The sequence below is a fragment of the Franconibacter sp. IITDAS19 genome, from assembly GCF_023079515.1.
GTDB lineage: Bacteria > Pseudomonadota > Gammaproteobacteria > Enterobacterales > Enterobacteriaceae > Franconibacter > Franconibacter pulveris.
Genome location: NZ_JALJCP010000001.1, coordinates 88,445 through 101,017 on the forward strand (window position 1 = coordinate 88,445; position 12,573 = coordinate 101,017).

The following is a 12,573-nucleotide window of genomic DNA, read 5'->3' on the forward strand; positions in this document are numbered from 1 at the left end:
TTTTTAGTTTATTCACATTGCAATATTAAATATAAAAAGCGTTTACAGTGCAGCCAGGCAATGGACAACACGCTTGCCCGCGCCTCGTTCATAACAGACTCCCCAAAACCCATTGCCGCCAAAACCATTCCCCTATATAAATCTTGCCCATAAAAAACAACCACAAGGACTGACGCTATGGTCAGGAAGATCTCCCTTGCAGTCACCGTAAGCCTGCTGTTAGCTCACACCCCGCATGCCTTCGCCTCTTCCGATATTGAAGATTGCACCTGGAGCGACGACACCTGCCTGCTGAAAGGCGCTCCTGTTCTGGCGCCGGATAATGATTCCCGCGACAACCTGCTGCGCTTGCTGAGTGAGGCAAAGTCGTTCGCGCTGCCCGTGCAGCCGATGCCTGCGGATATTACGCGCTCCCGCGATTTCTACTTCGCTTACCATCCGCAGTGGGATGACGTTAACCCACAATCTACCTCTGCCGACGCTGCGCCAGTCGAAGATAAAACCCTCGCTGAACAACTGGCCGCGCTGCAAATCGACCCCGCAGCAATGCGCGCCGATAACGGCGAGCAGGAAAACCGCTTCGTCTCGAATAACACAGAAAGCGTAAGCCAGTTTTTTGCAGCGCTGCTGGCGGATGGCGCATTAACGCCTGAGCAGCGCCACGCGCTGGCGCAGGCGCGGGTGGCGCTTTTATCCGGCGCGACCAGCGAGCAGGTTAGCGCTTCGTTAGCCGCGCTCCCGGCCGGTGCGCCTGCGTTATATAAAGCGTATCTGGACGCCGCCGCCCGGTTCTATGAGGGGGATTACGCAGGCGCTGCGCAGGGGTTTAGCGCGCTGGTTACAAGCGATAGCCCATGGTTAGCTGAAACCGCGCAGTACATGCTGATGCGCACGGCGCTTAACAAAAGCAGCCAGCAGAGCACGGGCGAGTATGGCGATTTTGACGTGACGCGCGTCAGCCATGACGATGTCGTCCAGGCGCAAAACGCGGCGCAGGCTTATCTGCAACGCTGGCCGCAGGGGCGCTATGCCGACTCCGCACGCGGCATGCTGCGCCGCATTAACTGGTATCTGCAGGCCTGGCCGCAACTGGCGGAACGCTACGAGCAGGCATTCCAGCACGCCGCCAGCCCGCAGGCGCTACGCGGTCTGGTAACTGAATACGATAATGTCTTTGGCATGCAGTTCTACGAGCAACCCCTAACAGAAGCGTTTCCCGAAGCGTCGCTGGTGAGCTTTATCGAACTGCTGCGCGCCCTTCGCCTCAACAGCGACAATAAACCGGTACTGACGCAGGACGCGCTGAATACCAGCAAACCGGCGTTTGAAAAAGGCGGCAAGCTGCCGCTGTGGCGCAACCTGCAACTCAACCTGTGGATGGCGACGGGCAACTACGCCGCTGTGCTGCAGGAGGTGGCGCCCGCACAGACGCTCCCCGCGCACGATATCCTCGTCTTCAGCGAGCAGGTTATCTACGGCGAGGCGTTGATGGCGCAACAGCAGTGGCCCGCCGCGCGTGATTTCTGGCTGCGGTTGCTGAAGCTTAGCCAGGATAACGAGCAGCAGCAGTATGTACAGGCTAAGCTCGCCGCTACGCTGGTTTACATGGGCGACACGGCGGCGGTATTCGCGCCAGGCAGCGCCGTCACCAGTCTGCGCTATCGCTCCCGCGTGCTGAAAACCCAGGCTTCGCCGGAGCTATTGCGCCAGCAGGCGACAAAGGGGCCGAACAGCGAGGAGCGCACCATTGCCCTGCACACGCTGCTGGTGCGCGATTTAACCGAAAACCGCTTCGGTGACTGGTTGAATGACAAAAAACTCGTCAGCGCCATTACGCCGCCGGTCACTGGTGAAGCCTTCGACGACGTCAACCTGAGCATTTTCGACTGGAACGGCGACACCACGGAGCCGGGGTACGTCTGCCAGAGCCTGCATGAAACCGTCACCGTGCTTGGCAAGAACGCGAAAGACCCGCACGCGCTGAACTGCCTGGGCGAGTTTTTCCGCACCACGCGCACGCAGGTTGATTTGTGGAAAGAGAGTGCGGGCAATGGCGTCCTCGAAGCGGCAATCTCCCGCAAGGAGCCGTTCGGCCAGTCCGATCGCCAGCGCTATTACCAGCGCATCATCGCGTCACCCAAAGCAGAACCTGAAGATAAAAGCTATGCGCTCTATCGCGCCATTATGTGTTATGCCCCCTCCGGGGCGAACGACTGCGGCGGGGAAGAGGTCGATAAGCTGAAGCGCAAAGGGTGGTTCACACAGTTAAAAACGCAGTATCCGGGGAGCCCGTGGGCGCAAAAGCTCAAATACTACTGGTAACCGCGCTGCTGGCAGGCCAGGCGCAGGCGGCGGAGACGGTGTCGGCAAGCCGCCACGCTGCTTTCTGGCTGTGGTCCGGCGTGAAGGCCAGCGACGAGCTGCGAAACGCGCAGACGGTCTATCTTCATCAGGGCGAGGTGCTGACGCGCTCGGGCCAGGTCGTGTTTCAGCGCCTCGGGCTGCCGGTCAGCCGCCTGACGTTTCCGTCCATCTGGCTAACCGTGCGCTTCACCACGCTGGAGGTGCCACAGGCGATCCCGGCGCGGCTTGTCCGGCTGATGCAACGCTGGCAGGCGGCGGGGAACCATGTGGTGGGGTTGCAGGTCGATTTTGATGCGGCGACGCATCAGCTTGCAGACTACGCCCGTTTTCTGCGTGAGCTACGCCAGCAGTTGCCGCCGGAATTCGCGCTGGGCGTTACCGGGCTGCTCGACTGGGCCAAAACGGGCGAGGTGGCCACGCTGAATGCGCTGCCGGTGGATGAGCTGGTGGTGCAAAGCTATCAGGGGCGGCATACGGTTGCGAATTATCAGGCGTACCTGCCCGCGCTCGCCCGGCTGCGTATCCCGTTTAAGCTTGGGCTGGTGCAAAACGGCAGCCGCGAACCGCAGGCCGAGGCGCAGCTAAATGCCTCACCCTGGTATCGCGGCACCGTGGTCTTTATGCTTAAGCCATAAGGCCGATGGCGCCGGGCAGCGCAAAAAGCCGGTGAAGAAAAAAGAGCAGGGCAGGGCTACTCGCACCCCTGAGCCGAGTCGATGTCGCACGTCAGCTTCTCTGATAACTCATTCAGGCGATCCACGGCCGCAGACGTGCACTCGTAAGTATAATCTTTGCTGTTTTTCAGGTTAATGACGGTCACGCCGCGGCGCTCTTGATTACCTTCTTCATTGCTGAACACCAGATACCGGTATCCGCCATTGCTGAAGGAGACATTCAGGTAATCCGTCTGGTAGCGGGCGTAGTGATTATACGTAAAGCCCGCAAAATCTTGCCCCTTCGAGGCAAAACTGAACGCCTCTTTGCCGTTTTTGGTCATCGTGTAGTGAAGCACGCCGTTCGCTTCTTTCAACGCGACCGTGCCTTTCCCGGTTTCGCATGAGAAATAGGTAATGTCTGCGTACGCAGGTAAAGACAAACCAATTAACCCCGCCATAATCAGGCCGTTATAACCCTTCATTTAACCCTGTCCTTTTTTTACTTTCAGCGAAACAGCATCGCGTTGATAACCTGCGACATAAATACCCTGGCGAAGCGGAGGTAGCCAGCTACCAGAAATAAAAAAGGCCGGTCTCCCGGCCCCTTAACGTTATTTCGCCGCCAGCAAACAGAGCTTCAGCGCCACGTGATAAGACGCCTCAAATGAGGTAATCGGCAGGAACTCAAAGCGCGAGTGGAAGTTGTGTGCGCCGGTAAAGAAGTTCGGCGTTAATAACCCTTTGGCGGAAAGCGCCGCGCCGTCGGTGCCGCCGCGCATTGGAATGGTTTTCGGCGTAATGCCCAGCTCATCCAGCGCCTGATAAATCAACTCAATCGGTCGGCGGTCTTCGCCAATCGCGTTGCTGATATTGCTGTACACGTCGCTGATGCTCACTTCCACCTTCGCCGTCGGATGTTCGGCGGCAATCTTCTGCGCCACATCGTTGAGCTGCTGCTTGCGGCGCTCAAAAGAGGCGAGGTCGAAATCGCGAATGCTGGCGTTCAGCAGCGCGCTGTTCTGGCTCGCCTGCATGCCGTTAAACCAGATATAGCCCTCGCGCCCGGCGGTGTGCTCCGGCGTCTGCTGGCGGTCGAAGTGATTGATGAAATCCGTCGCCATCAGCAGCGGGTTTACCAGCACGCCTTTAGAGGCCATCGGGTGCGCCGTCACGCCGGTAAAGCGAATCTCCGCCTGCGCGGCGTTGAAGTTCTCATACACCACTTCGCCCAGCTCGCAGCAGTCGATGGTATAGGCGAAGTCCACGTCGAAACGCGTCAAATCCAGCGCCTTCGCGCCGCGCAGGCCGACTTCTTCATCCGGCACAAACGCCACCACGATATCGCCGTGCCGCATCTCTGGCGTCAGGTTCTCCAGCAGCGTCATCACCACTGTCACCGCGGCTTTGTTATCGGCGCCCAGCACGCTGGTGCCGTCGCTGAAAATAATCTCTTCGTTCGGGTAAGCCTTGATCTCCGGGCGTTCGTTTACCCGCAGCCAGATCCCTTCTTTCGCATTCAGACAGAGATCTTCACCGGTAAAGGTGAGGATCTGCGGATGAATCTCCGGCGAGAGGCCGACGTCCACGGTGTCGATATGGGTGATAAACCCGATGCGCGGCGCGCCCGCCACATTGCCTTTTTTCACCGCGGTGACGGTGGCGTGTTCGTCTATCTCTATCTGCTCCAGGCCCAGCATTCTCAGCTCTTCCGCCAGCGCGCGCGCCATCTCATGCTGGCCCGGCGTGGTGGGGAGGGTAGTGGCGGACGCATTACTCTGGCTGGTGATAGCGAGGTAGCGAAAGAAGCGTTGGGTTAATTGACTACCGAGCGCAGATGGCATGGTGGATCCTTCTCTATTTGTGTTATCAGGTGTTTGCGTTGTGTTTTTAATGTTATTGATGAGTGACGAAGAATCAGAATCCTTTGGCACGTAGTAAAAAAACATAAAGGAATTACGATGATTAGCAAGCACACGATTCATGCTCTGACGCTCGCCATCCTGACAGCCAGCTCGGCGGCTGGCGCTAAAACTCTGGTTTATTGCTCTGAAGGTTCACCGGAAAACTTCAACCCGCAGCTCTACACCTCCGGCACCAGCGTGGACGCCAGCGCTGTGCCGGTCTACAACCGGCTGGTGGATTTTAAAACCGGCACCACAGAGCTGGTGCCGAGCCTCGCCGAAAGCTGGGAGGTGAGCGAAGACGGCAAGGTTTACACCTTCCATTTGCGCAAGGGCGTGAAGTTTCAGAGCAATAAATACTTTAAGCCGACGCGGGATTTTAACGCCGACGACGTTATCTTCTCGTTTATGCGCCAGAAAGACCCAAAGCACCCGTATCACAACGTCTCTAACGGCAACTACTCTAACTTTGAAAGCCTGGAGTTCGGCAAGCTCATCACCGCGATAGATAAAATAGACGACCACACCGTACGCTTTACCCTGGCCCACCCGGAAGCGCCGTTCGTGCCCGATCTCGCCTGGTATTTTGCCTCTATCTTGTCGGCGGAATATGCCGATGCGATGTTGAAAGCGGGCACGCCGGAGCGGGTGGATATGGACCCGATCGGCACCGGGCCGTTTAAGCTCACCCAATATCAGAAAGACTCGCGCATTCTCTTCACCGCGTTTGATGACTACTGGCAGGGCAAGGCGAAGCTCGACCGGCTGGTCTTCAGCATCACGCCCGACGCCTCGGTGCGCTATGCCAAGCTTGAGAAAAACGAATGCCAGGTGATGGCCTTCCCCAACCCGGCGGACCTGCCGCGCATGAAGGCGAACCCGGATATCAACCTGATGAGCAAATCGGGGCTGAACACCGGCTTCCTGGCGCTCAACACCCAGAAGCCGCCGCTGGATAACGTGAAAGTACGCCAGGCGCTGGCGATGGCCATTAACAAGCCGGCCATTATCGATGCGGTTTTCCAGGGCACCGGCACCGCGGCGAAAAACCTGCTGCCGCCGGGCGTCTGGAGCGCCGATGAGAGCTTACAAGATTATGCGTACTCGCCAGAAAAGGCGAAGGCGCTGCTGAAAGAGGCGGGGTTGCCGGAGGGCTTCACTATCGACCTCTGGGCGATGCCGGTGCAGCGCCCCTATAACCCGAACGCCCGCCGCATGTCGGAAATCATCCAGGCCGACTGGGCGAAAATCGGCGTGAAGGCGAAAATCGTCAGCTACGAGTGGGGCGAATACCTCAAGCGCGTGAAGGGCGGTGAACACCAGGCGGCGCTGATGGGCTGGACCACCGCGACGGGCGACCCGGATAACTTCTTCGGCCCGCTTTTCACCTGCCAGTCCGCCAACGGCGGCTCGAACTCGGCGAAGTGGTGCTACGCCCCGTTCGATAAGCTTATCAGCGAGGCCAAAGCCACCACCGATCAGCCGCAGCGCGCCGCGCTCTACGTGCAGGCCCAGCAGATGATGCACGAACAAATGCCGGCGGTGATGATAGCCCACTCGACCATCTTCGAGCCGGTGCGCAAGGAGGTGACGGGCTATGAAATCGACCCGTTCGGCAAGCATATTTTTTATCAGGTGGATATTAAAAAGTAAGCGTGGCGAAACGGCGGGGTGAAGGACCCCGCCGGGTCAGAAAAGGCGCGGTTTTAGTCGGCCAGATAGTCCGCAATGGCGGCCGGTACGCAGGGGCGGCCGTTCTCAAGGCAGGTGGCGACAAATGTCGCTTCCGCGTAGACCTTGCCGTCCACCAGAATCTGCTGCTCGAAGTTCACCCGGTTGCGCTTCTCGTTTTTCACAAGCTGGCAGGTCACTTCCATCTCGTCGCCCTTTTGCAGGCTCTTGCGAAAGCGCAGCGTATACTCCAGCACCATGTACAGGCGGCCTGACTTGAACTCCTCTTCAATATCGATGCCCAGCCCTTCCCGCATGTAGGCGTGGCGCGCCCACTCCATGTAGAACGGGTAATAAAGACCGTCTACCACGCCCTGAAAATCGATATGCTTTTCATCAACCGAATAGTATTTAGCGAACATCTACTTATCCTTTTTCAGCATTAAGTCATGCGCCCATCAGATCATAATTCAGCGGATGAATAAAGCGGGAGCGGCGGCGTGCCCGTGGGGTTACGGTTTTTTCGCCCGTTTTGCCAAATAGTCCGGCGCGAACGGGCGGGGGTCGACATCCGCAAACGGCGCGCGCTCAAAGCGCGACTTCAGCGCCCAGGGCACGGTGCAATCAAAGATAGTCTTGCAGGTAATGCCCTGCCCGCGAATGGAAGGGCTGTAGTCCGGCATCTGCGAAGGGTCGAGCTGGTGGCCGCGAACGCCGATGCGATGCGCCTTGAAAATGTGGCCTGGCTCGATGCGCTGGACCGCCCTGAAGAGAGCGAGCAGTGCGTGGTTTATCACCCGCTCAGAAGCGGTCAAAAATCCATCGCCCTGTTAGGCAATGCATCGGCAAATGAATTGTCGTCCTTACTCACCCTAAACGCTCACCTGGCTTGCCACGAGACCACCGCCTCGCAGGTCATAAATCATTAGTCCCGCCGGGTCGGTTACCGGCGGTATCCGGCTTTCGTCCAGCCATAACGGATTCGCAGGGCAGATTGAACCGCAAATATAGGCAGGCACGCCGCTTATTGTCGTCGACATGCTGCGATGCACGTGGCCGCTGCACACCGCGAGCGGCGCAACGGGATTGCCTGCTATCACCTGCCAGAACGCCGCGTCGCCGCCGCACATCACCTCGTCAATCGGCGCGATGCCGCAGCGAAAAAGGTGATGGTGCGTGAAGATAAGCGCGGGCTGCGTAAAGCCCGCCAGCTTTTCCGTCAGCCACGTCAGATGCGGGGCGATATCGCCCCGGGTTTCACCGGGCAGGGTGGTATCGATGCCGATCACGGGAACGCCATTAATCACGTCGCTAAAGTGCAGCGCGCCGCAGAGCGGCCAGCGCATCGTTTCCTGCCACACATGGCGCATGGCCTCCCGACTGTCTGCGTTGCCCGGCAGCATCAGGAGGCGGCACTGTGCGCGCATCAGTTCGGCTTCGACGATCGCGTATCCCTCATACCAGCCGTCATCCACCAGGTCGCCTGTCACCACCAGCAGATCGGGCGCGAGCGTCTCCAGCCAGCGTATAACCCGGCGCAGTCGCCCCAGATTGCCGTTATCGGGCGTGGCGTGAATATCGGTAATGTGCGCAATGCGCATCGCTTCCTCCTGTAACCGCCGGTTGATTTCAGCTTATCAGCGCCGTGCACACTGTGCCTGTATAAGTGGTTGTACCAGTTAAAGCAATCGATTAACAAGACGATAACTATATGAATAATAAAATTTTACATAAGGCTAAAAATGAAACTCCGTACTCACATTCTCTGGCTCTGTCTGGTGGCGCTGATTGGCGTCACGACGCTCGCCGCCGTCTCCCTTTCCACCCTCAAGCACACCATGCTGCAGGAGCGCACCGGGCAGGTCACCACGCTGGTGACGCTGGCGAAATCCTCCCTCGACAAACTCTATGAGCAGGAACAGGCTGGCAAGCTCACCCGCGAACAGGCGCAGGCGGAAGCCCGCCGTATTCTCGGCAGCCTGCGGCACGACCAGCTTTACTTCTGGGCAAGGGGGTATGCTAACGACGTCAACTACGTTCATCCGGATGCGAAGCGTATCGGCACCGTGGACGCCAAAGGCGGCAAAGAGGCGGGCGTACGCTATCGCGCGGCGCTGGAAGGACGGGAAACCGCCACGCTGACCGCATGGGGAACCAAGCCTGGCGCAACGGAGAAAGTACAAAAGCTCTACGGCGTTGTCTGGTTTAAACCCTGGGACTGGATTGTGGGAACCGGCGATTACATTGACGATATCGACACGGCCTTCTGGCAGAGCGCGAAAGCGTTGCTCGCGATTGGCGGCGTGCTGATGCTGGTGATCGGCCTGCTGGGCTGGACCCTTGCCCGCAACCTGTACCGCAAGCTTGGCGGCGAACCGGATTACGCGGCGCTGATCGCCAAAAAAGTGGCCAGCGGCGATCTCACCTCTTCGGTGGCGCTGAAGCCGCACGACAGCAGCAGCCTGCTGTTCAGCCTGAATGAAATGCAATCGCAGCTTGCGGGCATCGTGAGCGGCATAAAACTGTCGGCAAGCGCCGTTTCCAGCGCTTCTGGCGAAATTGTGATGGGTAATGCCGACCTCGCCTCGCGCACCGAAGAGCAGGCCGCCGCCATTGAGCAAACCGCCTCCACCATGACCCAGTTGACGGAAACGGTTCGCCAGAATGTGGAAAGCGCGCATCAGGCCAACATTCTTGCGAAAGATGCCGACAACATTGCCGGCGACAGCAACGCTGCGGTGCAGCAAATGGTCAGCACGATTAACGACATTCGCGCCGGTTCAACCAAAATTTCTGAGATAACCAATATCATTGAAGGCATCGCTTTCCAGACCAACATCCTCGCGCTGAACGCCGCGGTGGAAGCGGCGCGCGCGGGCGAGCAGGGGCGCGGCTTTGCCGTGGTGGCCGGGGAAGTGCGCACGCTGGCGCAGCGCTCCGCCACGGCGGCGAAAGAGATTAAGGATCTTATCGCCACTTCGGTTTCATTAATTGAAAACGGCTCCGCGCAGGCGACGCAAGTAAGCGGGACCATCGGTGACGTGAAAGGAGCGATTAAGCGGGTCGCTGATATCGTCAGCGAAATCGCGCTTGCCTCCAGAGAGCAGGGCGAGGGCATTCAGCAGGTGAGCCAGGCGGTGAACCAGATTGACGCGATGACGCAGCACAACTCGGCGCTGGTTGAGCAATCCGCCGCCGCCGGGCAGTCTTTACAAGACCAGGCGACGCAGCTGAACACCTCCGTTTCCACTTTCCAGCTGCCGGCTAACGGCGATGAAAAATCGCTGCAACCGATAGCGGCGGCGCTAACGCCCGTCGCGGCATAAAAGCGCTAACCGCGTGACGCAAAAAGCCGGGTAAGCCCGGCTTTTTTGTCGCGTTCACTCCATCGCCGTTGGGCGCAGCAGGATCTCGTTAATATCTACCGACTCCGGCTGGCTGATGGCGAAGGCGATGGTTTCGGCGAGCGTGTCGGCGGAAATGGCCATCTCGTGCACCTTGCGCACCTGCTCGGCCACCGCTTCATCCGTGACGCTGCCGGGCAGGTCCGTATCTACGGGGCCGGGGGAGATAATCGTGCTGCGGATATTCCACGGCGTCATCTCCATGCGCAGCCCTTCTGCAATCGCCCGCACGCCAAACTTGGTGGCGGAATAGACCGCGCTGGTCGGGCGCACCCGGTGGCCGGAAAGCGAGGAAATCGTAATAACGTGCCCGCTTTTTTGCGCCTTCATCGCTGGCAGGACCGCCGCGATGCCGTAAAGCGTGCCCTTCAGGTTGATGTCGATGGCGCGCTCCCAGTCTTCCACCCGCAGCTGGTCGAGGCGCGAGTTCGGCATAATTCCGGCGTTGTTGATAAGCACATCCACCCGGCCAAACGCGTCGAGCGCCTTTTGCACCAGCGCCTGCACCTCTTCGCGCTTTGCAACATCCGTCTGCGCCACTTCCGCTTTTCCGCCCGCCTGCGTAATCGCCTGCTTCAGGGCTTCAAGCTTCTCCAGCCGCCGCGCGCCCAGCACCACGCTTGCCCCTTGTGCGCTCAACAGCCGCGCCGTCGCCTCGCCAATGCCGCTGCTGGCGCCGGTAATCACCACCACTTTGCCGCTGATGTTATTCATCGCTTCCTCCTTCGCTGAAAGCAAAAACTGCACAGCGTTTGAGTATGGGCGTAAACCGCTTTTGCTGCCGGGGAGGTTAGCCTTCCGCCGTCTCGTGCAGGTGGCGCCACAGCGGCTGGCTCTCTTTTAAGGTGAAAATGACGGTAGAGCGGCGGGTGGTCGCGGGCTGTCCCGGCAGGCTCTGGCGTTCGCGGTAGCTCACCACAGCGCCTTGCGGCCACTCGGCAAGCAGGCGCATCTCATCCACTTCAATGCGCAGGCCTGGCTTTGCGGCGCGCTGCGCGAGAAAAAACTGGCTCAGCTGCTCGTGGTTCAGCACCGCGCCGGAAAGCGTAATCATGGAATAGTCCGGGCTAAAGCGGGCGATAAGGGCGTTCACGTCGCCATCGCCTTTGCCTAGCCAGGCTTCAATCGCGACATGGGCTTGCAGCACTTCGGTAAAATAAGGGTTCATGAGGTCTCCTGTTTCGGTACGAGGCGCAGCTTAACCGCGCGGTTATCAAGACGAAAGCAGAGCGGCAGCGGCAGCAGCGTCGCCAGCGCGGCGCACCAGAATGTCCAGCTATAAGCCTGCGCTGGCGCGAGGTGCGCGCAGAGCTGGTCAAGCAACAGCGTAAAAAGCGCCACGCCAAAGCAAAAGCTGAGCTGGCGGTTAATGTTCCACAGCGCGGCGGCGTCCGGCAGGGCGGCATTCGGCGTGTTAAGAAAGGCGCTGCTCTGGGCAGCGCTGCTGCACAAACTGCCGCCCACGCCCATCAGCGCGAAGGCGCCAGCCAGCGCGGCCTGCTGCTCGCCGCTCTCAATCTGCGTGAGCAACGCGATCCCCGCCGCCTGCAACAGGCAGCCCGCCATAATCAGCGGCCTCGGCCCCAGGGCGTTGAAGGTTTTGCCGGTCAGGCAAATCGCCAGAAACGAGCCGAGCGACCAGGGCATCATCAGCATGCCCGCGGCGCTGGGCGTCAGGCCGAGCTGGTTTTGCAGCCAGAGCATGGCGACCAGGCTGATACCGATAAACACGCCCGGCACGCCCTGGTACACCGCCATAGAAAAGCGCAGCAGCGGGTCGGCCAGCAGGTTCAGGTTGAGCACAGGGGCGGGGCGTTTACGACAGCGGCGCGCAAACAGCGCAAGCAGGGTTCCGCCTGCCAACAGCAGCAGCGCCGCAAGCCCCGTTGCGTGCGAGTCGCTAAGACGCGTAAGGCCGAACAGCAGCAGAAACAGCGCGCCGCACCCCAGGGCTAACCCGGTGGTGTCTGGCGGGGCCGACCGGTCGGCAGGCGCTTCGCGGCGCAGCCAGCAATACGCCAGCGCAAGCGTGGCCAGCGCCAGCGGCAGGCTGGCGAAAAAGACCCCGCGCCAGCCGAGCGCCGTAATCAACAGGCCGCCCGCAGCGGGCGAAAGCGCCGGCGCCAGCAGGCCCACCAGCATGACCGCCGAGGCGATTTTCGCCCGCTCATGCGGCGCATAAAGCCGCCAGGCCAGCGCCTGGCCTACCGGGATAAGCAACCCGCCGCCCGCACCCTGCGCCACGCGCCAGAACACCAGGGCGCTGAGGGAATCCGCGAAGCTGGCGGCGGCGGTGGCAAGGGTAAACAGCGCCAGCGAGAGCAGGAAAACCTGCCGCGCCCCGGCCCGCTGCGTAAGCCAGGCGCTCAGGGGAATGGCCAGCGTCAGACCCATAATGTAGCCGTTGCTGACCCAGGCAAGTCCGGCGACGGAAGCCCGCAGACTATGCGCTATCGCCGGGTAAGCGACATTCGCGATAAACATATTAATCAGGTCGATGAAAAAGCCGAGCAGGTAAACCACGGCCACTTTGCAGCGATAAGACATAACGCCTCCTCCGGTAGACGCCTACTGTAA

Annotated in this window: 11 protein-coding genes and 1 pseudogene; 4 read left to right on the forward strand and 8 right to left on the reverse strand. The window is 59.8% G+C overall.

Translation table 11 applies throughout. From position 1 onward, the window contains the following. Positions 1–177 precede the first annotated feature (177 nt). A complete protein-coding gene (locus tag MT962_RS00580; RefSeq protein WP_247364115.1) occupies positions 178–2,322 on the forward strand; it encodes a hypothetical protein in 2,145 nt (714 codons plus the stop codon). Continuing rightward, positions 2,292–2,999: a DUF3142 domain-containing protein gene (locus MT962_RS00585; protein WP_048887315.1), complete on the forward strand. Its 708-nt coding sequence runs from the start codon at positions 2,292–2,294 to the stop codon at positions 2,997–2,999. Before MT962_RS00580 ends, MT962_RS00585 begins: the two co-directional genes overlap by 31 nt. A 56-nt stretch (positions 3,000–3,055) precedes the next feature. Here MT962_RS00585 and MT962_RS00590 read toward each other — a convergent pair whose 3' ends face one another. Then, positions 3,056–3,502 carry a hypothetical protein gene (locus tag MT962_RS00590; protein WP_024560490.1) on the reverse strand — a complete coding sequence of 149 codons (447 nt, stop codon included), beginning with the start codon at positions 3,500–3,502 and terminating at the stop codon, positions 3,056–3,058. Between the two features lie 129 nt (positions 3,503–3,631). Beyond that, positions 3,632–4,861, reverse strand: a complete 1,230-nt coding sequence (pepT, locus tag MT962_RS00595) for a peptidase T (protein ID WP_024558385.1) — start codon at positions 4,859–4,861, stop codon at positions 3,632–3,634. 117 nt (positions 4,862–4,978) lie between these two features. Here pepT and MT962_RS00600 point away from each other — a divergent pair, with 117 nt between their 5' ends. After that, on the forward strand, positions 4,979–6,574 hold the full coding sequence (locus tag MT962_RS00600; RefSeq protein ID WP_247364119.1) for an ABC transporter substrate-binding protein: 1,596 nt from the start codon (positions 4,979–4,981) through the stop codon (positions 6,572–6,574). Between the two features lie 53 nt (positions 6,575–6,627). On the opposite strand, the gene MT962_RS00605 is transcribed toward MT962_RS00600, so the two are convergent. The 3 genes and pseudogenes from MT962_RS00605 to MT962_RS00615 form a co-directional block, all read right to left on the reverse strand. Beyond that, positions 6,628–7,014, reverse strand: coding sequence for a thioesterase family protein (locus tag MT962_RS00605; RefSeq protein WP_247364122.1), 387 nt, complete (start codon positions 7,012–7,014; stop codon positions 6,628–6,630). Positions 7,015–7,104: 90 nt separating this feature from the next. After that, positions 7,105–7,308, reverse strand: a pseudogene (locus MT962_RS00610) (UbiD family decarboxylase); the annotation flags it as partial. A gap of 156 nt (positions 7,309–7,464) precedes the next feature. After that, positions 7,465–8,193 carry a metallophosphoesterase gene (locus tag MT962_RS00615; protein ID WP_247364125.1) on the reverse strand — a complete coding sequence of 243 codons (729 nt, stop codon included), beginning with the start codon at positions 8,191–8,193 and terminating at the stop codon, positions 7,465–7,467. Between the two features lie 141 nt (positions 8,194–8,334). On the opposite strand from MT962_RS00615, the gene MT962_RS00620 reads away from it, so the two are divergent. Beyond that, the gene (locus tag MT962_RS00620; protein ID WP_247364128.1) at positions 8,335–9,918 is read left to right on the forward strand and encodes a methyl-accepting chemotaxis protein; all 1,584 of its coding nucleotides are present in this window, start codon (positions 8,335–8,337) and stop codon (positions 9,916–9,918) included. 54 nt (positions 9,919–9,972) lie between these two features. Here the strand turns inward: MT962_RS00620 and MT962_RS00625 are convergent, their stop codons facing one another. The 3 genes from MT962_RS00625 to MT962_RS00635 form a co-directional block, all read right to left on the reverse strand. Then, the gene (locus MT962_RS00625; RefSeq protein WP_024557726.1) at positions 9,973–10,710 is read right to left on the reverse strand and encodes an SDR family oxidoreductase; all 738 of its coding nucleotides are present in this window, start codon (positions 10,708–10,710) and stop codon (positions 9,973–9,975) included. Positions 10,711–10,786: 76 nt separating this feature from the next. Next, the gene (locus tag MT962_RS00630) at positions 10,787–11,164 is read right to left on the reverse strand and encodes a DUF4440 domain-containing protein (RefSeq protein WP_247364131.1); all 378 of its coding nucleotides are present in this window, start codon (positions 11,162–11,164) and stop codon (positions 10,787–10,789) included. Beyond that, on the reverse strand, positions 11,161–12,543 hold the full coding sequence (locus tag MT962_RS00635; protein WP_247364133.1) for an MFS transporter: 1,383 nt from the start codon (positions 12,541–12,543) through the stop codon (positions 11,161–11,163). Before MT962_RS00635 ends, MT962_RS00630 begins: the two co-directional genes overlap by 4 nt. Positions 12,544–12,573: the final 30 nt, after the last annotated feature.

What these genes read in the sequence shown, in the direction of transcription:
- MT962_RS00580 (WP_247364115.1), top strand. Translation starts at nt 178, where the DNA reads ATGGTCAGGAAGATCTCCCTTGCAGTCACCGTAAGCCTGCTGTTAGCT.
- MT962_RS00590 (WP_024560490.1), bottom strand. Translation starts at nt 3,502, where the DNA reads ATGAAGGGTTATAACGGCCTGATTATGGCGGGGTTAATTGGTTTGTCT.
- pepT (WP_024558385.1), bottom strand. Translation starts at nt 4,861, where the DNA reads ATGCCATCTGCGCTCGGTAGTCAATTAACCCAACGCTTCTTTCGCTAC.
- MT962_RS00600 (WP_247364119.1), top strand. Translation starts at nt 4,979, where the DNA reads ATGATTAGCAAGCACACGATTCATGCTCTGACGCTCGCCATCCTGACA.
- MT962_RS00605 (WP_247364122.1), bottom strand. Translation starts at nt 7,014, where the DNA reads ATGTTCGCTAAATACTATTCGGTTGATGAAAAGCATATCGATTTTCAG.
- MT962_RS00615 (WP_247364125.1), bottom strand. Translation starts at nt 8,193, where the DNA reads ATGCGCATTGCGCACATTACCGATATTCACGCCACGCCCGATAACGGC.
- MT962_RS00620 (WP_247364128.1), top strand. Translation starts at nt 8,335, where the DNA reads ATGAAACTCCGTACTCACATTCTCTGGCTCTGTCTGGTGGCGCTGATT.
- MT962_RS00625 (WP_024557726.1), bottom strand. Translation starts at nt 10,710, where the DNA reads ATGAATAACATCAGCGGCAAAGTGGTGGTGATTACCGGCGCCAGCAGC.
- MT962_RS00630 (WP_247364131.1), bottom strand. Translation starts at nt 11,164, where the DNA reads ATGAACCCTTATTTTACCGAAGTGCTGCAAGCCCATGTCGCGATTGAA.
- MT962_RS00635 (WP_247364133.1), bottom strand. Translation starts at nt 12,543, where the DNA reads ATGTCTTATCGCTGCAAAGTGGCCGTGGTTTACCTGCTCGGCTTTTTC.